21 protein-coding genes and 1 tRNA gene are annotated in these 21,867 nt (G+C 67.3%); 7 read left to right on the top strand and 15 right to left on the bottom strand.

Annotation, left to right across the window (positions count from 1 at the left end):
- Nucleotides 1-399 precede the first annotated feature (399 nt).
- The 8 genes from ychF to MG068_RS03630 all read right to left on the bottom strand — a co-directional run bounded on the left by ychF (nt 400) and on the right by MG068_RS03630 (nt 7,358).
- On the bottom strand, nt 400-1,491 hold the full coding sequence (gene ychF / locus MG068_RS03665; protein ID WP_049422893.1) for a redox-regulated ATPase YchF: 1,092 nt from the start codon (nt 1,489-1,491) through the stop codon (nt 400-402).
- A gap of 117 nt (nt 1,492-1,608) precedes the next feature.
- Nucleotides 1,609-2,187 (bottom strand): aminoacyl-tRNA hydrolase, encoded by a 579-nt coding sequence (pth, locus tag MG068_RS03660; RefSeq protein ID WP_132809289.1) that lies wholly within the window; start codon nt 2,185-2,187, stop codon nt 1,609-1,611.
- A 48-nt stretch (nt 2,188-2,235) separates the two neighbouring features.
- Nucleotides 2,236-2,853 carry a 50S ribosomal protein L25/general stress protein Ctc gene (locus tag MG068_RS03655; protein WP_065178966.1) on the bottom strand — a complete coding sequence of 206 codons (618 nt, stop codon included), beginning with the start codon at nt 2,851-2,853 and terminating at the stop codon, nt 2,236-2,238.
- Between the two features lie 109 nt (nt 2,854-2,962).
- Nucleotides 2,963-3,922, bottom strand: a complete 960-nt coding sequence (locus tag MG068_RS03650) for a ribose-phosphate diphosphokinase (protein WP_005415400.1) — start codon at nt 3,920-3,922, stop codon at nt 2,963-2,965.
- A gap of 140 nt (nt 3,923-4,062) precedes the next feature.
- Nucleotides 4,063-4,139, bottom strand: a tRNA-Gln gene (locus tag MG068_RS03645).
- Between the two features lie 11 nt (nt 4,140-4,150).
- On the bottom strand, nt 4,151-5,020 hold the full coding sequence (gene ispE, locus MG068_RS03640) for a 4-(cytidine 5'-diphospho)-2-C-methyl-D-erythritol kinase (RefSeq protein ID WP_049462699.1): 870 nt from the start codon (nt 5,018-5,020) through the stop codon (nt 4,151-4,153).
- Entirely contained in the window at nt 5,017-5,676 is a 660-nt protein-coding gene (lolB, locus tag MG068_RS03635; RefSeq protein WP_132809287.1) for a lipoprotein insertase outer membrane protein LolB, read from the bottom strand. The genes ispE and lolB overlap by 4 nt, the downstream gene beginning before the upstream one ends.
- Nucleotides 5,673-7,358 carry a tetratricopeptide repeat protein gene (locus MG068_RS03630; RefSeq protein ID WP_183080233.1) on the bottom strand — a complete coding sequence of 562 codons (1,686 nt, stop codon included), beginning with the start codon at nt 7,356-7,358 and terminating at the stop codon, nt 5,673-5,675. Before MG068_RS03630 ends, lolB begins: the two co-directional genes overlap by 4 nt.
- A 63-nt stretch (nt 7,359-7,421) precedes the next feature.
- Between MG068_RS03630 and hemA the strand changes: the two genes are divergently transcribed.
- From hemA to ppk2, 4 genes are read left to right on the top strand one after another with little or no spacing between them, the layout of a single operon-like run.
- On the top strand, nt 7,422-8,705 hold the full coding sequence (gene hemA, locus MG068_RS03625; RefSeq protein WP_132809285.1) for a glutamyl-tRNA reductase: 1,284 nt from the start codon (nt 7,422-7,424) through the stop codon (nt 8,703-8,705).
- Nucleotides 8,683-9,765, top strand: a complete 1,083-nt coding sequence (gene prfA / locus MG068_RS03620) for a peptide chain release factor 1 (RefSeq protein WP_049462696.1) — start codon at nt 8,683-8,685, stop codon at nt 9,763-9,765. The genes hemA and prfA overlap by 23 nt, the downstream gene beginning before the upstream one ends.
- 5 nt (nt 9,766-9,770) lie before the next feature.
- Nucleotides 9,771-11,477: an O-linked N-acetylglucosamine transferase, SPINDLY family protein gene (locus MG068_RS03615; RefSeq protein ID WP_132809283.1), complete on the top strand. Its 1,707-nt coding sequence runs from the start codon at nt 9,771-9,773 to the stop codon at nt 11,475-11,477.
- A gap of 46 nt (nt 11,478-11,523) precedes the next feature.
- Nucleotides 11,524-12,306 (top strand): polyphosphate kinase 2, encoded by a 783-nt coding sequence (gene ppk2, locus MG068_RS03610; protein ID WP_049462703.1) that lies wholly within the window; start codon nt 11,524-11,526, stop codon nt 12,304-12,306.
- A gap of 575 nt (nt 12,307-12,881) precedes the next feature.
- On the opposite strand, the gene MG068_RS03605 is transcribed toward ppk2, so the two are convergent.
- Together MG068_RS03605 and MG068_RS03600 are read right to left on the bottom strand one after the other, a co-directional pair.
- A complete protein-coding gene (locus MG068_RS03605) occupies nt 12,882-13,454 on the bottom strand; it encodes a TlpA family protein disulfide reductase (RefSeq protein ID WP_132809281.1) in 573 nt (190 codons plus the stop codon).
- The gene (locus MG068_RS03600) at nt 13,451-14,725 is read right to left on the bottom strand and encodes a YihY family inner membrane protein (RefSeq protein ID WP_032130426.1); all 1,275 of its coding nucleotides are present in this window, start codon (nt 14,723-14,725) and stop codon (nt 13,451-13,453) included. The genes MG068_RS03605 and MG068_RS03600 overlap by 4 nt, the downstream gene beginning before the upstream one ends.
- Before the next feature lie 77 nt (nt 14,726-14,802).
- On the opposite strand from MG068_RS03600, the gene wrbA reads away from it, so the two are divergent.
- The 3 genes from wrbA (at nt 14,803) to MG068_RS03585 (ending at nt 16,293) form a co-directional block, all read left to right on the top strand.
- Entirely contained in the window at nt 14,803-15,396 is a 594-nt protein-coding gene (gene wrbA, locus MG068_RS03595; protein WP_132809279.1) for an NAD(P)H:quinone oxidoreductase, read from the top strand.
- Nucleotides 15,393-15,728 carry a DUF2069 domain-containing protein gene (locus MG068_RS03590; RefSeq protein WP_032130425.1) on the top strand — a complete coding sequence of 112 codons (336 nt, stop codon included), beginning with the start codon at nt 15,393-15,395 and terminating at the stop codon, nt 15,726-15,728. Before wrbA ends, MG068_RS03590 begins: the two co-directional genes overlap by 4 nt.
- A 79-nt stretch (nt 15,729-15,807) precedes the next feature.
- Nucleotides 15,808-16,293, top strand: a complete 486-nt coding sequence (locus MG068_RS03585; protein WP_049463528.1) for an asparaginase domain-containing protein — start codon at nt 15,808-15,810, stop codon at nt 16,291-16,293.
- Between the two features lie 120 nt (nt 16,294-16,413).
- On the opposite strand, the gene MG068_RS03580 is transcribed toward MG068_RS03585, so the two are convergent.
- The 5 genes from MG068_RS03580 to MG068_RS03560 form a co-directional block, all read right to left on the bottom strand.
- Nucleotides 16,414-18,153, bottom strand: a complete 1,740-nt coding sequence (locus MG068_RS03580) for a S8 family peptidase (protein ID WP_004144921.1) — start codon at nt 18,151-18,153, stop codon at nt 16,414-16,416.
- A gap of 378 nt (nt 18,154-18,531) precedes the next feature.
- A complete protein-coding gene (locus tag MG068_RS03575; protein ID WP_132809277.1) occupies nt 18,532-19,554 on the bottom strand; it encodes a M23 family metallopeptidase in 1,023 nt (340 codons plus the stop codon).
- A 1-nt stretch (nt 19,555) separates the two neighbouring features.
- On the bottom strand, nt 19,556-19,891 hold the full coding sequence (locus MG068_RS03570) for a transcriptional regulator (RefSeq protein ID WP_012510131.1): 336 nt from the start codon (nt 19,889-19,891) through the stop codon (nt 19,556-19,558).
- Nucleotides 19,888-20,544 carry a hypothetical protein gene (locus tag MG068_RS03565; protein WP_049399977.1) on the bottom strand — a complete coding sequence of 219 codons (657 nt, stop codon included), beginning with the start codon at nt 20,542-20,544 and terminating at the stop codon, nt 19,888-19,890. Before MG068_RS03565 ends, MG068_RS03570 begins: the two co-directional genes overlap by 4 nt.
- 174 nt (nt 20,545-20,718) lie before the next feature.
- Entirely contained in the window at nt 20,719-21,813 is a 1,095-nt protein-coding gene (locus tag MG068_RS03560; protein ID WP_049463521.1) for a branched-chain amino acid aminotransferase, read from the bottom strand.
- Between the last annotated feature and the right edge of the window lie 54 nt (nt 21,814-21,867).

Raw genomic sequence — 21,867 nt, 5'->3', positions numbered from 1 at the left:
TGGACAAGTGGCCGCGAGGCTTGCAGTGCGGGCGTTTCCGGACGTGGTGATTTTTTGTCCATGTCCTTCGATTGTTTTCCACACCGGACGTGGAGAGCGATGGGAACTTGGTGTGGACAAGTGGGCGCGAGCATTGCAGCGCAGGCGTTTCGAAGCGTGGTGAAATTCTGTCCACGGTCCGACTGCACTGATCGGGGTCGGAGCCCTTTCCCGTGGAAAGGGATCCGCCCCCACGGTTTTCCACATCCGGCGTGGAAAGCGATGGGAGTTTTCTGTGGACAAGTGCCGGCAAACGTCGCACCGCAAGCGTTTCGCAGCCTGGTGCTTTTTTGTCCATCACCAGAAACGCGAACGCCCCGCACAAGGCGGGGCGTCCTGGGTCGATCCGATGCCGCTGGATCAGACGTTGAAGCGGAAGTGCAGCACGTCGCCTTCCTGCACGCGGTATTCCTTGCCTTCCAGGCGCAGGCGACCGGCTTCCTTGGCGCCGGCTTCGCCCTTGTACTTGATGAAGTCGTCATACGCGATGGTTTCGGCGCGGATGAAGCCCTTCTCGAAGTCGGTGTGGATGACCGCGGCGGCCTGCGGGGCGGTGGCGCCCTTGCGCACGGTCCACGCGCGGACTTCCTTCACGCCGGCGGTGAAGTAGGTCTGCAGGCCGAGCAGGCTGTAGGCCGCGTTGATCACGCGGTTCAGGCCCGGCTCGCTCAGGCCCAGATCGGCCAGGAAGGTATCGCGGTCTTCGTCATCGAGCTGGGACAGCTCCTCTTCGATCGCGGCCGACACCGGCACCACCTGCGCGCCTTCGGCGGCAGCATGCGCACGCACGGCTTCCAGGTGCGGGTTGTTGTCGAAACCGTCTTCCAGCACGTTGGCGATGTACATCACCGGCTTCAGGGTCAGCAGGAACAGATCGCGCACCAGCGCCTTCTCTTCCTCGTCCAGGCCCACCGAACGGCCGGACTTGCCGTCGGACAGCGCCGCCTGCAGCTTGGCCAGCACCGGCTTGCGCGCCGCGGCGTCCTTGTCACCCCCCTTGGCCGCACGCTCGGCGCGGTTCAGCGCCTTCTCGACGCTGTCCAGGTCGGCCAGCGCCAGCTCGGTATCGATGGTTTCGATGTCCGAGATCGGGTCGACCTTGTTGTTGACGTGGATGACGTCGGCGTTCTCGAAGCAGCGCACCACGTGGGTGATCGCATCGACTTCGCGGATGTGCGCCAGGAACTTGTTGCCCAGGCCTTCACCGCTGGCGGCACCGGCCACCAGGCCGGCGATGTCGACGAATTCGACTGCGGTCGGGATGACCTTCTGCGGGTTGATGATCGCTGCCAGCTCGTTCAGGCGCGGATCCGGCACCGGCACGATGCCGACGTTCGGTTCGATGGTGCAGAACGGGAAGTTCGCCGCGGCGATACCCGCCTTGGTCAGCGCATTGAACAGGGTCGACTTGCCGACGTTGGGCAGGCCGACGATGCCGCATTTGATACCCATGGGTGACAGCTCTCTGGGGTGAAAGTGATTGGTGAAACAGCGCGCGCGCTGCTTGGCCAATCCATCTCGGTGTCGATCATTGTGTGCCAACCAAGGTTGGCACCTACCGAAAGCGGGCTATTTCGGGGTAGGAAGCCGCTTCATCGCTTCGCTGAAGTCGCCCTGCACTGCCAGCGGCAGCACGTCGATGGCATCGTCGATGGCGCGCGAAATCAGTACGTCATCATCCTTGGAAGGGCGTCCCAGCACCCAACCCACCACGCGGTCCTTGTGGCCAGGATGGCCGATACCCACGCGCAGGCGATGGAACTTGCCGTGGCCGAGCAGGCGGATGGTGTCGCGCAGGCCGTTCTGGCCACCGTGGCCACCGTCGAACTTCAGCCGCGCCACGCCGGGCGCCAGGTCCAGTTCGTCGTGGGCCAGCAGGGTTTCTTCCGGCTCGATCTTCCAGAACCGCTGTGCGGCGGTGACCGACTTGCCGCTGAGGTTCATGAAGGTGGCGGGCTTGAGCAGCCACACCGTCTGCCCGGCGATCTCGACCTTGGCGGTCTCACCGAACAGCTTGCTGTCCACATTCCATCGTGCACCGGCTTTTTCCGCCAGGGCCTCAACGAAATGAAACCCGGCATTGTGCCGGGTCCGGGCGTGTTCCGATCCGGGGTTGCCCAGACCGACGATCAGTCGCAGTCCTGCCATGGTTCCTTCCAATACGGTGCCTGCCCGGAGGCAGGCACCGTAGCGGTATTACTCGGCGGCAGCCGCTTCTTCGTCAGCCGCGTCGGCCTTGCCGGCCTTGGCGGTGACGATGGCGTCGTCGTGGTCCTTGCCCAGCGCCAGGGCCGGGATTTCCACGCCCTTCGGCAGCTTGATGTCGGACAGGTACACCACGTCACCGGCCTTCAGCTCGCCCAGGTCGACTTCGATCGACTCCGGCAGGTCCTTCGGCAGGCAGGTGATGGTCACTTCCTTCAGTTCGTGGGTGACCACGACGTCGGCAGCCTTGCCGGCCGGCGAGGTGTCTTCGTTGATGAAGTGCAGCGGGACCGAAGCGGTCAGGGCTTCGTTCTCGTTCACGCGCTGGAAGTCCAGGTGCATGATCAGCTGCTTGTACGGATGGCGCTGCATGTCACGCAGCAGGACCTTCTGCACCTGGCCGTCCAGGTTCAGGTCCAGGATCGAGGCATAGAACCACTCGTTCTGCTGGGCCAGCCAGATTTCGTTGTGGTCCAGGCTGATGGCGACCGGCTCGGCGTTGCCGCCGTACACGATGGCCGGGATCACACCAGCGTGACGCAGGCGGCGGCTCGCACCCTTACGCTGCAGTTCACGCTTGGTGACCTTGATTTCATGGGTCTTCGACATTTTCGACTACTCAGGTTGTTGCCGCGCCCTGCGGCGTGGCGGTTGAAGATGCTTCCGCGACCAGAAGCATCCGGGTATGCCCCCGCCGTTGCCGGCAGGGGCGAAGAACTCAGTCGACGTACAGCGAGCTGACCGACTCGCCGAAGGCGATGCGGCGCATCGTTTCGGCCAGCATTTCCGCCACGCTCAGCTGGCGGATCTTGCTGCACACCCGCGCCGCGTCCTTCAGCGGGATGGTGTCGGTCACCACCAGCTCGTCGAGCTGGGAATTGGTGATGTTGTCCACCGCCGGGCCCGACAGCACCGCGTGGGTGCAGTAGGCGGCGACCTTGAGCGCACCGCGCGCCTTCAGGGCAGCAGCAGCGGCGCACAGGGTGCCGGCGGTGTCGACGATGTCATCGACCATCACGCAGGTCTTGCCTTCGACGTCACCGATGATGTTCATCACGGTGGAGACGTTGGCGCGCGGGCGGCGCTTGTCGATGATCGCCAGGTCGGCGTCATCCAGGCGCTTGGCCACCGCACGGGCGCGGACCACGCCGCCCACGTCCGGCGACACAACAATCAGGTTCTCGGTGCCGTAGGCACGCCAGATGTCGGCCAGCAGCAGCGGGGACGCATACACGTTGTCCACCGGAATATCGAAGAAGCCCTGGATCTGGTCGGCGTGCAGGTCGACGGTCAGCACGCGATCAGCGCCAGCGGTGCTGAACATCTTCGCCGCCAGCTTGGCGGTGATCGGCACGCGCGAGGAACGCATGCGGCGATCCTGCCGCGAGTAACCGAAGTACGGCACCACGGCGGTCACGCTGGCCACCGATGCGCGCTTGAGCGCGTCGATCAGCACCAGCAGTTCCATCAGGTTTTCCGCGCTCGGCGCGCAGGTCGGCTGGATCACGAACACGTCCTGCTTGCGGACGTTCTCTTCGATCTCCACCTGCACTTCACCATCGGAGAAGTGCGAGACCAGCGCCTTGCCCGGGCGAACCCCCAGTTCCTTGCAGATGTTCTGCGCCAGACGTTTGTTGGCGTTGCCGGAAAAGACCAGCAGGTTCGGGGACTCTTGCATCATGATTGTCTCGGGCGGGGACGAGTGGCGGGGATCCGGAGTCGGCAAGGACCCCGATGGACCCTTGCTGCTGACAACACCGCGGTTGTTTCCACGTCCCGCGCGGGCGATGCGCTGGAAGGCGCGGACACAGCCGCTATTGGCAGGGGCGGTAGGATTCGAACCTACGAATGCCAGGATCAAAACCTGGTGCCTTGGGCCTCTTGGCGACGCCCCTGCATTGATAAATCAGTGTTGCTCGAGTGCATCCAGCAGTGGCGAACGCGCAACGCCCGCTGCCACCCTTGCCCGCAACTCCTTCGGCAACTTCGACCGTCCCTGCTCTGCGGCAGACTGCGATGCGAACTCGACGAAACAACCACTTCCCGAACCGGTCAGCCGCGCCGTGCCGATATCGCTCAACGCGGCGAACGCTGCCTCGACGGCAGGCTCACGGCGGCGCAGCACCGGTTCGAACGCGTTCCCGACCAGGGTTCCGGAAGCGAAGTCCTCTATTTTCGCCACTGGGCTGTCGCGCGTCAAATCCGGGTCTGCGAACAGGGCCGGGGTGGGAACATGAACGCCCGGTTCAACCACCACATACCAGGCCGGTTCCAGCGCGATCGGCTGCAGGCGCTCGCCCACCCCTTCGGCCCAGGCATTGCGCCCGCGCACGAACACCGGCACGTCCGCCCCCAGGCGCAGGCCCAGCGCGGCAAGCGCGTCCTCGTCCAGACCGGCCCGCCACAGGCGGTTCAGCACCACCAGCACGGTGGCGGCATCGGACGAACCGCCGCCGAAGCCGCCACCGGCAGATACATGCTTTTCAACGACGATGTCCGCACCTTGCGCGACATTTGCCACTTCTTTGAGCAATCGCGCGGCACGCACCGCCAGATCATCGGCCTCGGCCACGCCAGCCAGCCCCTCGCCCTGCCGGCGCACCTGGCCGTCTTCACGCAGGCGCAGGCCGATGCGGTCGCCCCAGTCCAGCAGCCGGAACACGGTCTGCAGCTCGTGGTAACCGTCGGCGCGGCGGCCGGTGATGTGCAGGAACAGGTTCAGCTTGGCCGGGGCCGGCCACCAGGACCAGCCCGCGTCGTCGACTGCCCCGCTCATGGCGCGCCCTGCCCCCACTGGTCCACCAGCAGGCGTACCTTGGCGTCGCCATTGCTGGCTTCGATCCGGCGCGGCAACGCCGGGTGCCCGGCCTCGGCCGGGTACCAGTCTAGGTACTGCACCTGCCAGCCCATCTGCTGCATGCGACGCGGCCGGCCTTCACCGTCGCGCTCGACCTTTTCCGGGCCAGCGGCGTCGCCGGCCACCAGGCCACGGATCCACTCCGGCAGCTGGTTGACCGGAATGTCCCAGCCGGTCGCCTCCAGCAGCAGCTGCTGGGCGTCCTCGCCATCGCGCGGACCGCCGGCCAGCCCTTCCAGGCGGCCAGCTTCGGAATGGGTATCGCCGGTCAGCTTCCAGCTCTGCCGGGTCACCGGCGCGCTCAGCTCGACCACATAACGGCGCCCTTCCTGCTTCCAGTCGATGCGACCGCTGCCACCGTCCTTGCCCTTGCTGACCGCGACCCGGCCCTGGAAGGCCCAGTCCGGCTGTGCCTGCAGCGCGGCCACGCGTGCGGCCTCGGCCTGCGCCGCTTCGGCCGAAACGATCTCGACCACCGCCGGCGCCGGGGTCTTCTGCGTGCCCACGCTGGTGCAGGCGCTGACCGCCAGGGTCGCGGCCGCCAACAGCAGCGGCCGGATCAGGGAAACACTCATGGATTGAATTTCTCGCGGGCGCGCAGCAGCGCGCGGTTTTCAGGGTCGAGCTTGGCCGCTTCCTCGAAGAAATGACGGGCCTCATCGTGCTTGCCCAGCACCCATAGCACTTCGCCAACGTGCGAAGCGATCTCCGGGTCCTTGGCCAGGGTCCAGGCCCGGCGCAGCTGCACCAGTGCCTCTTCCTTGCGGCCCAGGCGATACAGCACCCAGCCGTAGCTGTCGACGATGGCGGCGTTGTCCGGTTCGGCCACGCGGGCGCGGTCGATCAGCTCCAGTGCTTCCTGCAGGCGGCCGGTGCGATCGGCCAGGGTGTAACCCAGCGCGTTCAAAGCCGGCACGTTCTCCGGCTCGGTCACCAGGATCTTGCGCAGATCCGCCTCGGCGCGCGGGATGTCGTCGCGGCGTTCCCAGGTGAGCGCACGGGCGTACAGCAGGCCGTTGTCATCCGGGTAAGCGGCCAGGCCGCGGGCCAGCGCATCCAGTTCACCGGCGCTGTCGTCGGCGCGCTGGCGCAGTTCGGCTTCCAGCAGGTAGGCGTCGCGGCGCACATCGTCGTCGACCACAGCATCGGACTGGATCGCATGCACTTCTTCCAGCGCCAGCGGCAGGCGCCCGGCCAGGGCCTGGGCATTGGCTGCGCGCAGGCGCGCTTCGCTCAGCTCATCGCCACCGGGCACGCTGTGGTACCACTGCACCGCCTCGGGATAACGCTTCAGGTACTCGGCGATCTTGCCCAGCAGCAGGCGCTGCGCCGGGTCCGGCTTGGCCGCCTGCCGCGACAGTTCGTTGTAGAGATTGGAAAGCGCGGCCTTGTCGCCCTGCTTGGCCAGCAGCGAGGCGCGCATGCCCCAGGTCTGCACGTCCTGCGGGCCGAACGCCAGCACGCGCTCGGCGGCGGACGGCTGGCCGAGACTGTCATAGGCAATGGCCACCGCATTGCGCAGCTCCGGGTCCTGGCGGGTCTTCGGCTCCACATCGTGCAGCAGCGACAACGCCTTGCCGGTCTCGCCCGCCTGTTGCAGCTGGCTGGCACGCAGCAGCGCCACACGTGGCTCTTCCGGGAAGCGCTTGACCACTTCATCGATCATGCGCCGGGCCAGCTCGGGCTTTTCCATGCGCAGGGCAAGGCGGCCAAACTCCTGCCAGGCTTCGATCTTCGGCGGAATGGCATTGGCGTCGACCAGCTCACCCAGCACCTGCGCGGGCACCGCCGGATCACGGCCGCCACCGATCAGTGCGGCCAGGGCGAACTTCCAGCCGCGCTCGTCGGGGTCGGCCAGCAGGCCCTGCAGTTCGGTGCGGGCCGCCTTCACATCGCCCTGGCGCATGGCCAGTGCACCGGCCGCACTGCGCATGGTCAACGAACGCGGGGCGCGCTGCTGCCACAGGGCCAGGCCCTTGGCGGCGCTGGCATCATCGTTGGCGAGCATGGAAATGCGGGTCGCGCGCTCGGCCAGGCCGGCGTCGCCGTCGGTCTGCTGGGCCGCCTGCAGGTACCAGCGCGCGGCCTCGGCCAGCTTGCCGGCCTGCAGGGCGAACTCACCGGCCATCACCGGTTCCAGCGCCAGTTCCTCAGTGGCCGCAGCCCGCACGGGGGCCTTGGCCGGCACCGCCGCCAGGGCCTGGCTGCAGGCCAGGGACAGCAGCAGAACACTGGGGATGCGAATCAATGCGGGCATCGTCGGCATCGGGGCCTTAAAATGTCGTCCAATGGCCAGCAGCTTATCGCAAGCAACTGAACAATGACCCTGTGGGTGCTCGGACTGAATCACCAGACCGCACCGGTGGAGCTGCGCGAGCGCGCGGCCTTCGCCGGTGAGGCGTTGCCGCGCGCGCTCGGTTCGCTGCGCGATACTCCGCAGATCGCCGAGGCGGTGCTGCTGTCCACCTGCAACCGCACCGAGCTGTACGCCGTGGCCGATTCGGCACAGGCGCTGGACCAGTGGCTGCACACCCAGGCCGGCGACCTGCAGGGCTACCTGTACCAGCACGCTGACGCCGAGGCCGTGCGCCACCTGTTCCGGGTCGCCACCGGGCTGGACTCGATGGTGCTGGGTGAACCGCAGATCCTCGGCCAGGTGAAGGATGCCTGGTCGACCGCGCGCGACCATGGCCTGCTCGGCCACCGCCTGGACCGCCTGTTCCAGCAGACCTTCTCGGTGGCCAAGCGTGCGCGCACCGATACCCAGGTCGGCGCCAACCCGGTATCGGTGGCGTCGGCTGCGGTGCGCCTGGCGCAGAACGCGTTCGCGCGGCTGGACGATTCCACCGTACTGCTGGTCGGTGCCGGCGAGACCATCGAACTGGCTGCACGGCACCTGAGCGAAGGCAAGGTACGCCGGCTGCTGATCGCCAACCGCACCCTCGCCCACGCGCAGGAACTGGCCAGCCGACATGGTGGCGTGGCGCTGCCGCTGACCGAACTGGACCGCCACCTGGGTGAGGCCGACGTGGTGTTCTCGGCCACCGCTGCGCGCGAACCGGTGATCCATCGCGAAATGGTGGCCAAGGCCCTGCGCGCGCGCCGGCACAAGCCGATGCTGCTGTTCGACCTGGCCGTACCGCGCGACATCGAGGCCGAGGTCGGCACGCTCAACGACGCCTTCCTCTACACCGTGGACGATCTCGAACGCGCGGTGGAAGACAACCGCCGTGGCCGCCGCGAGGCCGCCGCCGAAGCCGAGGCGATCATCGACCTGCAGGTGTCGCGCTTCGTCGAGACCCAGCAGGCCAGCGCCCATCAGGCGCCGCTGCGGCAGCTGCGCGCGTTCGGCGAAGCCACCCGTGCCGAGCTGCTGGAGCGCGCACGCCAGCAACTGGCCAACGGCAAGCCGGCCGACGAAGTGCTGGAGCTGCTTGCCCACGGCCTGACCAACCGCCTGCTGCATCCGCCGACCGCCGCCCTGCGTGCGGCCGCGCTGAGTGGCGATGCCGACCTGACCCGCGCCGCCGAGCGCCTGTTCCCGGCCACGCCGGGTTACCGCCACCCACCCGTGAGACCCGATGACGCCGACCCTGCGCCGTAAGCTGGAAGCGCTGGCCGAGCGCCGCGAAGAACTGGAACGCCTGCTCGCCGAACCCGATGTGGTCGCCGACAACACTCGTTTCCGCGACCTTTCGCGCGAATTCGCCCAACTTGAACCGATCGCCATCGCCCTGGCCGATGAAGCCCGTGCCAAGGCCGATCTGGCCGCCGCCGAAGGCATGCGCGCCGACCCGGACCTGCGCGAGCTGGCCGATGAGGAAATCGCTGCTGCACAGGCGCGCCTGCAGGAACTGGAGCAGGAGCTGGCGCTGCTGCTGGTGCCGCGCGACCCGCGTGACGAAGGCAACCTGTTCCTGGAAGTGCGCGCCGGTACCGGCGGCGACGAGGCCGCGATCTTTGCCGGCGACCTGTTCCGCATGTACGCCCGCTACGCCGAGCGCCAGGGCTGGAAGGTCGAGATCGAATCGGACAGCCCGGGCGAGCATGGCGGCTTCAAGGAAGTGGTGGCGCGCGTGGTCGGGCGTGGCGCGTTCTCGCGCCTGAAGTTCGAATCGGGCACGCACCGCGTGCAGCGCGTGCCGGCCACCGAATCGCAGGGCCGCATCCATACCTCGGCGGCCACCGTGGCGATCATTCCCGAGGCCGATGAGGTCGATGACATCGTCATCAACCCGGCCGACCTGAAGGTGGATACGTTCCGTTCGTCCGGTGCCGGCGGCCAGCACGTCAACAAGACCGAATCGGCCATCCGCATCACCCACGTGCCGACCGGCGTGGTGGTGGAATGCCAGACCGAGCGCAGCCAGCACGCCAACCGCGACAAGGCGATGAAGCGCCTGAAGGCACAGCTGCTCGATGCCGAGCGCCAGCGCCAGGACGCGGCGCAGGCCGAGTCGCGGCGCCTGCAGGTGGGCAGCGGTGACCGCAGCCAGCGCATCCGCACCTACAACTTCCCGCAGGGCCGGATCACCGACCACCGCGTGGAAGGCCTGACCCTGTACGACCTGCCCAACGTGCTGGCCGGCGACCTCGACCCGCTGCTGCAGCGGCTCAGCCACGAGCACCAGGTCGACGCCCTGGCCCAGTTGTCGGCGGGCTGAGTCGCATGTCGGCCTGGCAGCAGCGGCAGCACCTGCAACAGGCGATTGCACGCCAGCCGGGCGACTTCGTCGCCTGGGTGATGCTGGCGGACCTGGAACTGGAAGCCGGCGACATCGCCGCCGGCGAGCAGGCCGCGCGCCGTGCACTGCAGCTGCGCCCGAACCACCCTGAAGCGCTGGCGCGGCTGGGCCGCGTGGCCTGGATGGCCGGCGCGCATGCCGATGCGGCGAAACTGCTCGGCCAAGCCTCGGCGTTGGCCCCGCAGCACCCGGGCATTGCGCTGTGGCTGGGCCATGCGCTGGAAGATGCCGATGATGCCGAAGGCGCGGCGGCAGCCTATCGCCGAGCGCATGCGCTGATGCCGGGCGAACCCTATATCGCCGCCCAGCGCCTGGCCTGGCAGCGTCGCCTGTGCGACTGGCAGGACGTGGACGCGCTGGCGGCACAGGTACGTGGTGCACTTGCCTCTGGGCAGGGCGTGGTCGAACCGTTCGCGTTCCTCAGCGAAGATGCCAGCGCAGCCGAGCAGTTGGCCTGCGCGCGTGCCCGGGCATCCGCCGTTGCCGCTTCAGTGCGGCCGTTGCCGCCAGTGAAGGTGCGTTCCCAGGGCCCGCTGCGGGTCGGCTTCCTTTCCAATGGTTTCGGCGCCCATCCCACCGGATTGTTGACCGTGGCCCTGTTCGAGCAGTTGCGTCATGACCCGGCGTTGCAGCTGCACCTGTTCGCGTTGAACCACGATGACGGCAGCCGCATCCGCCAGCGCCTGCAGGTGGCCACGCAGCTGCATGATGTGGCCGCGCTGCGCCATGCAGACACTGCTGCACGCATCCGCGCACAGGGCATCGACCTGCTGTTCGACCTGCGCGGCTGGGGCGGCGGCGGTACGCCGGAAGTGCTGGCGATGCGCCCTGCCCCGCTGCAGTTGAACTGGCTGGCCTATCCCGGCACGTCCGGTGCGCCGTGGATGGATGCGGTGATCGGCGACAGCTTCGTTCTGCCGCCGTCACTGGAACCCCACTACAGCGAGCGCGTACTGCGCCTGCCGCGTGCGTTCCAGCCCTCGGACAACACCCGCTTGCTCGAACCGGCACCGTCCCGGGCCGAGTGCGGCCTGCCCGAACAGGGCGTGGTGTTCTGCTGCTTCAACAACAGCTACAAGCTCAATCCACGCAGCATGGGCCGCGCCTTCGCGGTGCTGCAGGCGGTGCCCGGCAGCGTACTGTGGCTGCTGTCCGGTCCCGGCCAGGCCGACGCGCGCCTGCGCAGCGCCGCACAGGCCGCTGGCCTGGATCCGGAACGCCTGGTGTTCATGGCCAAGCTGCCACATCCGCAGTACCTGGCTCGCTATCCGCTGGCCGACCTGTTCCTCGACACGCATCCGTACAACGCGCACACCACCGCGTCCGATGCGCTGTGGGCCGGCTGCCCGGTACTGACCTGCCCGGGCGACACCTTCGCCGCGCGCGTGGCCGGCAGCCTCAATCACCATCTGGGGCTGGCACGGATGAATGTCGCCGACGATGCGGCATTCATCGCCACCGCCAGTACGCTGGGCAATGACCCGTCGGCGCTGGCCACGCTGCGCGCCGAAGTGGCCCAGGCACGCGACCACAGTGGACTGTTCGACATGGCCGGCTTCGCCCGCAACCTGTCGGCGCTGCTGCAGCGACTGGCCGGCGAGCATGGCTGGCAGGGCCTCGACATCGCCTGAGCGATCCCTGCGCTACGCTCGGGCTTCCTCCCCGCGTGGTGTGATGATGGCCAAGCTCAAGCGCAAGGACTACGACGAACTGCTGCTGCCGCTGCAGCTGGAACTGACCGCGATGGCGCGCTGGGTGCAGCACAGCGGGCAACGCCTGCTGGTGCTGTTCGAAGGCCGTGATACCGCAGGCAAAGGCGGCGCGATCCAGGCCATCAGCCAGCACCTCAACCCGCGTCAATGCCGGGTGGTGGCACTGCCCAGGCCCACCGACCGCGAAGCCACCCAGTGGTATTTCCAGCGCTATGCCTCGCATCTTCCGGCCGCCGGCGAGATCGTGCTGATGGACCGCAGCTGGTACAACCGTGCCGGCGTGGAGCGGGTGATGGGCTACTGCAGCGAAACCGAGTACCAGCAGTTCCTGCATCAGGCGCCGGTATTCGAGCAACTGCTGGTGGACGACGGCATCCTGCTGTTCAAGTACTGGCTGTGCGTGGATCAGGAACAGCAGGAAAAACGCTTCGCCGAGCGCCACCTCGATCCGCTGAAGGGCTGGAAGCTCTCCCCGGTGGACCTGAAATCCCGCAGCAAGTACAGCGCCTACACCGAGGCCCGCGAGGCGATGCTGCGCGCGACGCATCGCGAGGCGGCGCCGTGGACGCTGGTGGATTTCAACGACCAGCGGTTGGGTCGGCTGACGCTGGTGCGCAACCTGCTGGACCGGTTGCCGGACACGCGGGTGGATGCACCGTTGCCGGAGCTGCCGAAGCTGAAGGGCAAGCTGCATCGCGAGCACTATGATGTGCTGAAGCCGATCGAGGACTTCCCGGTCGAGGATTAGGGTGGGTCGGCAGGGCCTGCGGCCCTGCACCTGCAGAGGCAACGACAACAGCCGGCTCTGGGAGTTTTGCTTGTTGGCTGGGGTGGTGTGGGTTGGCAGGACACGCCGTAAGCCCATCCATGGGGGCTCGATGGCGCCATCCATGGCGCCAACGGTCCTGCCAACCCACACCGCCCCATTCCCGACGGATTTCCGGTGACGGAGGTAGATCCACGCCATGCGTGGATGAATCTCCATTGAAATCGATTATTTCGACAATTGAACGAAGAGCATCCACGCATGGCGTGGATCTACGTGTCGACCAAGGTCGACACCCACCAAGAGCAGGCCATGCATTCCGACAGATCGCGGAGAACTGTCGAAGGCGGGGTGGGTCCGGTGGCGGGGGCGTGAGCCGCATGGATGCGGCGACCGAGCTTACATGGACGTACTTGCAGCGCCCCCCGCCACCGGACCCACCCCGCCTACCCACAGGAAACCCCGCTTGGGCTGTTGCTTTTGCTGTTGCTGGGGTTGCCGGCCAGCGGCCGGCACTACCGCGGGTGCAGGGCCGCAGGCCCTGCCGCCCAACCCCATTACTTGGCAGCAGCGATCTGCTTTTCGATGTCGGCGGCCGTCACCGGGCCGAGGAAGGTGTGCGCCAGCTTGCCCTGCGGATCCAGCAGATGCGTCAACGGCAGGCCACGCGGCGTGGCGAAGTCCGCCGGCGGATCGAACGGGTCCACGATCACGATCGGATAGGTCACCGGATGCTTGGTCAGGAACGACTGCATCTCCGGCACCTCGATATCCTCATAGGCCAGGCCAACCACCTCGATGTTGCTGCGCATCGCATGCAGCGCCGACAGCTCCGGCATCTCCTTGCGGCACGGGGCACACCAGGTCGCCCAGAAATTCACGATCACCCACTTGCCGCGGTGCGCCGCCAGGTCGTAGTCGCTGCCATCCACCGCCTTCATCCTCAGCGTGGGGAACTCGGCAGTGGTGCGCTCGGCCGGGGTCTCTTCGACCGGTGCCGGTGTGGTCGGCGTCGGAGCCTGTGCCGGCGGCTGGCTGCTGGCGGGGGGCGGCTCCTGCGCCGGCTTGCAGGCCGACAGCGCCAGCAGCAGGGCCAGCGGAAGCAGCAGCAACGGGGTCTTGCGGGTCATGGCATGTCTCCGGAATCGGTGTAGATATCGCTGACCTTGCGCTTGAGGCGTTCGCGCAGGGGCAGCCGCAGATCGTCCAGTGCCGCCAGCGCAGCACGGCCCAGTGTGTCGTCGCGGTATGGCAGATGCTGCTCGGCTACCGGAATGCGCAACTGGGTACATTCGTACAGATCGGCCAAGCTGACCTGGTCCAGGTCGCGCGAGAGCAGCCATTCGCCACGTTCATCGCGGCGCAGCAGGCCGATCTCCTGCAGGTTGCAGGCCAGGTCCTGCAGCAGCGAATCGGTCAGCATCGGCTCCAGCCGCAGGATTTCATCATCGGCCAGGCCCTTGCCCTTGGCTCGGGCATGGTGGAAGCGGCCGAGCAGGCGCAGCAGGCCATAGAACTCGTAGCCCTGCGGCAGGCGCAGTTCCACCGGCTGGTAGCGGAAGGCGGCCATCGACGAGGACAGCGACGCGCCCAGCAGCACCGCCACCCAGCACAGGTAGATCCACAGCAGCAGGATCGGCACGAAGGCGACCGTGCCGTAGAGCTTCTGGTAGGACTGGAAGCTGCCCAGGTAGGCGCCGATGCCCCATTTCACCAGTTCCAGGATGACCGCCGCGAGAATCGCGCCGGGCACCGCGTGCCGCCATTTCACGGTGTGGTGCGGCACCACCCGGAACATCAGCGTGATGCAGACGAACTCGATCAGGATCGGCGCCAGCCGCAGCGCGAACTCGGCCAGCCAGCGGCCCTCCTGGGTGCCGAACAGTGGCATCGCGAACACCCGCGCCGACACCGCCAGCGAAGCGGCAGCGAGCATTGCGCCCAGGGTCAGCACGGTCCAGTAGACCAGGAAGCGGGTCAGCTTGGGCCGGGTCGAGCCGACCCGCCAGATCTGGTTGAAGGTCTCTTCAACGCTGTTCAGGGTGATCAGCAACGAGACCACCAGTGCGATGAAGCCGGCAGCCGTGAGCTGCCCGGCACTGGCCGAGAACTGCCGCAGGTAGCCTTCGGCCGCACGCGCGGCGTTGGGCACGAAGTTGGAGAAGACGTAATCGCTGAGCTGGTCGCTCCAGCGGTCGAAGACAGGGAAGGCCGAGAGCACGCCGAACACCACGATGGCCAGCGGCACCAGCGCGAACACCGTGGTGTACGCGAGCGCCGCCGCCGCCTGGAACAGGCGGTCGTCGAGGAAGCGATGCCACAGGAAGCGGCCGAAACTGATGGCCCGTGCGCGATCCCGCGCGCGCTCCATCCACAGGTTGAGCGTATCCAAAGGTTCCATCGGCGAAAGGGTACCCGATGCGGAATGCTCGCAGGATAGCCATACTGGTGGCCACACGACGAGGAGAAGCGGGCACGATGGGCGAGATTCTGGTGCTGTACTACAGCCGGGGCGGTTCAGTGGCACGGCTGGCGCGCCAGATCGCGCGGGGCATCGGCGAAGTGCCGGGCATGAGCGCGCGCCTGCGCACAGTGCCGCCGGTGGCCGCCGTGACCCAGACCGCACAGCCGCCGGTCCCCGACGATGGTGCCCCCTACGTGAGCGTGCAGGACCTGGTCGAATGCCAGGGTCTGCTGCTCGGCAGCCCGACCCGCTTCGGCAACATGGCGGCGCCGGTCAAGCACTTCCTGGACGGGCTGGGCGCCGAATGGGTCAACGGCACCCTCTCCGGCAAGCCGGCCGCCGTGTTCACCTCCACCGCCTCGATGCATGGCGGCCAGGAATCGACCCTGCTGTCGATGCAGGTGCCGCTGCTGCACCATGGCTGCGTGATCGTCGGCATCCCGTTCACCGAGCCGGCGCTGAGCCACACCACCAGTGGCGGCACGCCGTATGGCGCCAGCCATGTGGCCGGTGCAGCCGACGACCCGCAGCCGACCGACGATGAAGCCGTGCTGGCGCGCGCGCTGGGCCGCCGGGTGGCCGACATCGCACAGCGGTTGGCCCGATGAGCGCGGCGCCGCGCACGGTCCTGCTGCTGGCCCTGATGGGGCTGGCCGCGCTGTTCGCCGGCTGGTTCATCAATGACAAGCACTGGCTGGCCACCCAGCTGGTGTTCACCGCGCCGCCGCTGGCGTTGGCCGTTGCCCTGCGACTGGGCTGGCGCAAGGCCGGTTTCTGGGCCTCGGTGCTGGCCCTGGGCTGGTTCAGCCACGGGGTGATGAGTGCCTGGAGCCACCCGGAAACACGCTGGCTGGCGCTGATCGAGATCGCGCTGGCCCTGCTGGTGATCTTCAGCGCCAGCCTCCCCGGGCTGCGCGCCCGCTTCGGCAAGCGACGCTGACGCTGCGGCCGCCGGGCCGTATCATCTGTGTTCCTGGCCCCGCGCCGCTGTACCTGTCCTGGTTTCGCGCATGCACATGATGGAAGAGCTCCTGGTCGTCACCACCGGTGGCACGATCGACAAGATCTACTTCGACGACAAGTCGGACTACCAGATCGGCGACCCCCAGATCGGCATGATCCTGCGCGAGCTGGGCGTGACGTTCCGCTTCAACGTGATTCCGATCCTGCGCAAGGATTCGCTGCACATCAACGATGAGGACCGCGAACTGATCCGCGCCACCATCGCCGCACAGCCGACCCGCCACGTGCTGGTGACCCACGGCACCGATTCGATGGTGCAGACCGGCAAGGTGCTGGCGACGATCGCGGACAAGACCATCGTGATGACCGGCGCGCTGAGCCCGGCGCGTTTCCGCGGCTCGGATGCGGAGTTCAACATCGGCTGCGCGATCGGTGCGGTGCAGTCGCTGCCGAGCGGCGTGTACATCGCGATGAACGGGCGGATTTTCGACCCGCAGCACGTGCGCAAGAACGTCGCCGCGAACCGCTTCGAATCGGTCTGAGGAACAGCGTGCCGACCAAGGTCGGCACCTACCACGACGCGGCGGCTCGCATCACCGCGCGTCCCCATGCAAAAACGCCCCGGCCGGAGCCGGGGCGTGCCCATGGAGAGGGGCTTGGGCTCAGTACTGGGCGTTGAGAGTCAGGCCCGAGAAGGTGCTGTAGGCCTTCACCCGCACATACCACGTGCCGGCAGCCGGACTGTTGATGGTGCAGGTCTCGCTGTTGCCGCTCAGGTACGGGCGGCAGGTGTAGGCGGTATCGGTCGGGGCACTGCCCTGGCGCACGTACAGGTCGGCATCACCGCTGCCGCCACTGATCGCCACGCGCAGCTGGGTGCTGCCGGCCGGAACGTTCACGGTGTAACTCAGCGAAGCGCCGCTGGCAGCGCCCAGGCCGGTCACCGGAACGTTGTTCTGCAGCACGTTGCCACCCGGGTTCGGGCCGCCACCGTTGATCGCCGCAGCCACGGCCGCGTCGGCGTCGATGATGCCTGCGCCGCAGCCGCCCGAGCAGGCGCCCGGCAGCGGACGTGCGGTGCTCTTGATGATGCTCTCCACCTGCGCCGGGCTCAGCGGGCTCGGGGCTACGGACTGCATCAGCGCGACCACGCCGGCCACGTGCGGTGCTGCCATCGAGGTGCCGTTGTACGAAGCGTAGCTGGCGCTGCCCGGGGTGGTGGTGCCGCTGTTGAGGGTGGACAGGATGCCCTGGCCCGGTGCCGAGATATCGATGCCGTTGCCATAGTTGGAGAAGCTGGCACGTGCACCGGCCGAGGTGGTGGCCGCCACTGCGATCACGTTCGGGCAGTTGGCCGGCACCGACGAGGACACGTTGGTGTTGCTGTTGCCGGCGGCGACCACCACGGTGGTGCCACGCCCGACAGCGCCATTGATCGCGTTCTGGTAGGTGGTCGAGCAGCTGCCGCCGCCGCCCAGCGAGAGGTTGATGACCTCGGCCGGATTGGCATTGGCCGGCACGCCGCTGACGCTGCCGCCGGACGCCCACACGATCGCGTCGGCAATGTCGGAGGTGTAACCGCCGCACTTGCCGAGCACGCGCACCGGCACGACCTTGGCGTTGAACGCGGTACCGGCCACGCCGGTGCTGTTGTTGGTCACCGCCGCCACCGTGCCGGCGACGTGGGTACCGTGCCAGCTGGAGTTGGAACCCGGGTAGCCCGCCTGGCACTCGTTGTCGCCGTACCAGTCGCCCTCATCGTTCGGGTTGTTGTCGCGGCCGTTGCCGTCGCGCGCCATCGCCGCATCACTGATGAAGTCGTAGCCCGGCAGGATGTTGGCATTGAGGTCGGCGTGGTTGGTGATGCCGGTGTCGATCACCGCCACGACCACACCGGTGCCGGTGGCCTTGTCCCAGGCCGGGCGGATGTTGATGCCGGCATTGGAGGTGCCGAAGCCCCATTGCTCGCTGAAGCGGGTGTCGTTCGGGGTCAGGGTGGCACGCATGATCTGGTCGACTTCAACGTATTCCACGTTCGGGTCGGCGGCCAGCTTGCGCATCAGCTGCTCGGATTCGGCCTGGTCGAGCGGACGATCGGTCTTGACCAGGGTCGGGCCGACGGCCAGCTTGCGGACCTGCTGCAGGCCCAGCGCGCGGCCCTGGCTGCTGGCCAGGCCGGCGGCGGCACTCTTCAGCGAAGAGGCCAGTGCGGTGGTGTTGGCCACCGGCGCGCTGCCGTCGCGGTACTTCACGATGAAACGCTGGTGGGTCTGTGCGGACTGCAGGCCGCTGAGCTGGACATCACCGGCCAGCGCAGGCGTGGCCAGCAGCAGCGATGACAGAACGGACGCACCAAGGACCACCCACACTCGACGCACACGCGGTTGCGTTACCTGGGACATCGTATTTCCCTTTCTTGTGGTGTGAATGCCGGAATCGGCAGAAGCACCGGCCCGAACCCTGGGCTGGCTTGCGTTGGCGAGGTTCGAAGTCCGGCGAGCCAGCGGATCCCCCTAACGATCCGCCGTGCAGATGACGCTAATGACCAAAACCGGACACCACAAGATTTTCAGCGTCTTTTCAGCAAGATGAAATGTTCGTTCTGAGACTTTTCGGGTCGAGGGTTTGTGAAGGTGAAGGAACTTTCTCCTGCCCTGCACGCACCTGACTGGGTCATCACGTGTCCTGCGATGACTTTGCCGACATCGGCGTGCACTGCTGACACCAACGACGGCGCAGCGTGCCCGCGGCGTGCCTGCCCATCGCGTCGGACGCGCTGACTACTTTGCCTGCGGGAGGCGCGCCGGCCGGATCCGCTGACCTTTGACCGGCTCGCCGCGTGCAACCGGCTGGTCATCGGCCACATAACCGGAGAACTGTGCCGGGAGCGCTTCGCCGACACCGAACACGGGCCCGGCCTGCAGCTGGTAGTGCAGGTGCGGCTCGGAGGAGTTGCCGCTGTTGCCACAGTCACCGAGGTGCGCGCCGCTGCGGACAGCCTGTCCCTGCGCCACACGCACACTGCCCTGGCGCAGGTGCGCCAGCACCGAGTATTCCTCGTTGCCGTGGTCGAGGATGACGCGGTTGCCGGTGAGCTGGGCGGCATTCATCTGGCCCGGCACGTTGTCGGCGACTCCGTCGATCACCTCCACCACCGTGCCGTCGGCGGGCGCGAGGATCGGGCGACCGAAGCAGTAGTAATCATCGTTGCGCAGGCCATCGCCACGGTGCGAGCGGCCATCGCGGACCACCAGCAGATCCAGCGCGAAGCGCTGGCCGGCATGGGCCGCATGGTAGTTCTGTTCGACACTGCGCCCGCCCCAGAACACGAAGTACTCATCGTCGAACGGCAGTTGCAGCCGTGTGCGGGTCTGGTAGTCGAGGAACCCGCTCGCTGCGGCCTGCGGCGGCGTGGTCTGTAGCGGGCGGATGTAGAAGCCGCCAATCCGCCCGTCGGCATCGATGGCCCACAGCACCTGGATCAGGTCCGGGCTCCTGGCGAAGCGCGCCTGCCGCAGATAGGTGTCGAATCCATCAACCTTCTCGACCTTCTCACTGACCAGCTCGGTTTCTGCGCCCCAGCCCGCCAGCACCTGCTCGCGCAGCGCCACCAGGTTCTGCGGGGACTGCAGCCCCGCCTGCATCTGCGGCGTCATCCGTTCCCACAGTGCGTCGATGTGCCCTTCGTAGAACTGCGTGGTCAGCGCAGCTCCCTGTTGGCGCGGATCTGCAGCCGCAGCCGCGCCGATGAGGGCAGAGAAGGAAACAACCAGAACTGCAAACAGGCGCGGGAGCAATGTCATGTCAGGCGTCCTTTCGATCCGGATCGGGAATGCCGGCAACGATCGCCGCCAGCTGCGTGCGGTACTCGGCCAGGGCAGTGCGGCCCATCGGCGTCAACTGCAGGGTGGTCAGTGGGCGCTTGCCGCGGAACGACTTGTCGATGGCGACCAGTCCAGCAGCCTCCAGCTTGCTCAGATGGCTGGAGAGGTTGCCCTTGCTCAACCCGCTGAGATGTTCGACAAAGCCGAACTCGGCGGATTCGGCACCTGCCAGGATCGACAGGATCAGCAGGCGTGCCGGCTCGTGGATCAAGCGGTCGAGCTGGAGCAGCGCTCTGGAATCAGGCAGCTGGGTCATTCGGCGTTCGTCCGCGCCGCCATGAACGCGCGCATCTCCACCTGCAGCCGCTGGAAGCGCTGATGGTCGCGCCAGCCGACCACGATCAGTGCGATGGATGCCAGCGGGAACACGGCGGTGCTCGGACCGAAGCCATACGCCTGCCCGGTGAAGGCCAGCGCGGCCTGGCACAACAGGAACACGCCCACGATGAACTCCAGCGGTGTACGCAGCCAGCGCCACACCACCCAGGGCAGCAGCGCCACCACGGCCAGGTAACCGATGGCGCGCAGGTCCCAGGGCAGCTCGCCCATCGGCGCCAGCCGGGTCAGCACGCTGCCGATCACCAGCACGCTTACCAGCGCGGTGAAGGCAATGAAGAAGCGCTGGAAATTGCGCTCGACCGGCGTGACCTGCTCCTCGACCTGGCCCAGCCGCTGGTAGTAACGGCGTGCCAGCCATTGCTTGCCGACGATCCACAGCACCGGCACGGCAATCAGCACGATGCGCAGCGCCAGGGTGGTCGGCAGCAGCGCGCCGGCAAGGAACGAGGCCAGGCAGGCAATGCCGCCTGCCATCGCCGACAGGCCCCCGGCACTTCGCGAGTACCGCGAATATTCACGGGTCAGCGCCTGCAGGCGCGAGGAAGGATCAATGACGGACGGCTGCTGCATGACACGCTCCATCGGGGTCGCCTGAATTTAGTTTGCATTGCAAACCTATTTGCGTCAAGCGCCCGTCTGCTGCGGTCGACGGGCGGGCCCACAACGCAGAAAGCCCGTCACTGGGACGGGCTTTCAAGAAGCGCCGCCGGGCATGGCCCGGCGCTACCGGTTCAACGCGGGCGATCAGCCCAGCTTGACCAGCCAGTTGTGGCGGTCCGGCAGGCGGCCGTACTGGATGTCGGTCAGTTCCTTGCGCAGCGACATGGTCACTTCGCCGGCCGGTGCGTTGATGTCGCCCACCGAGAAGCCCTCGCCCTTCAGCTGGCCGATCGGGGTGACCACCGCCGCGGTGCCGCAGGCGAACACTTCGGTGATCTCGCCGGAGGCAACGCCGTCCTTCCACTCGTCGATGCTGACCTTGCGCTCTTCGACCTTCATGCCGCGGTCGCGGGCCAGCTGCAGGATGCTCTCGCGGGTGATGCCTTCGAGGATGCTGCCGGACAGCTGCGGGGTAACCAGCGTGCCGTCCTTGTAGACCAGGAACACATTCATGCCACCCAGTTCTTCCAGGTACTTGCCTTCGACCGGGTCGAGGAACAGCACCTGCGAGCAGCCCTGTGCCTGTGCCTTCTGCTGCGGCAGCAGCGAGGCGGCGTAGTTGCCACCGCACTTGGCGGCACCGGTGCCACCCTTGGCCGCACGCGCGTATTCGGTGGACAGCCAGATCGACACCGGGGCGACGCCCTTGGCGAAGTACGGGCCGGCCGGGCTGGCGATCACGTAGTAGCCGGCCTTGTGCGCGCCGCGCACGCCGAGGAAAGCTTCGTCGCCGATCATGAACGGACGGAAGTACAGGCTCGACTCATCGGCCGACGGCACCCAGGCGCTGTCGACGGCGATCAGCTGCTTCAGCGATTCGACGAAGATCTCCACCGGCAGTTCCGGCAGCGCCAGGCGCTGCGCCGAACGCTGCAGGCGACGGCCGTTGGCATCCGGGCGGAAGGTCCAGATCGAACCGTCGGCATGGCGGTAGGCCTTGATGCCCTCGAAGATTTCCTGGCCGTAGTGCAGCACGGCCGCGGCCGGGTCCAGCTGCAGCGGGCCATAGGCGCGCACGTTGGCGTTGTGCCAGCCGGTGTCCTTGTCCCAGCGCACTTCCACCATGTGGTCGGTGAAGTGCAGGCCGAAACCCGGCTTCTCCAGGATCTGGGCGCGCTCTTCAGCGCTGCGCGGGTGGTCCGAACGGGTGACGGCGAAGCTGGGGATGGACTGGGACACCGGAGGATTCCTGTTCTGGTTGCGGGTAGTGCCGGGCCCGCGTCACTGCGGGCC

Origin of the sequence: Stenotrophomonas sp. ASS1, from assembly GCF_004346925.1 — a bacterium.
GTDB lineage: Bacteria > Pseudomonadota > Gammaproteobacteria > Xanthomonadales > Xanthomonadaceae > Stenotrophomonas > Stenotrophomonas maltophilia_A.
The sequence above is the reverse complement of the archived record's forward strand: the minus strand, read 5'-3'. Positions and strand labels throughout refer to the sequence as shown.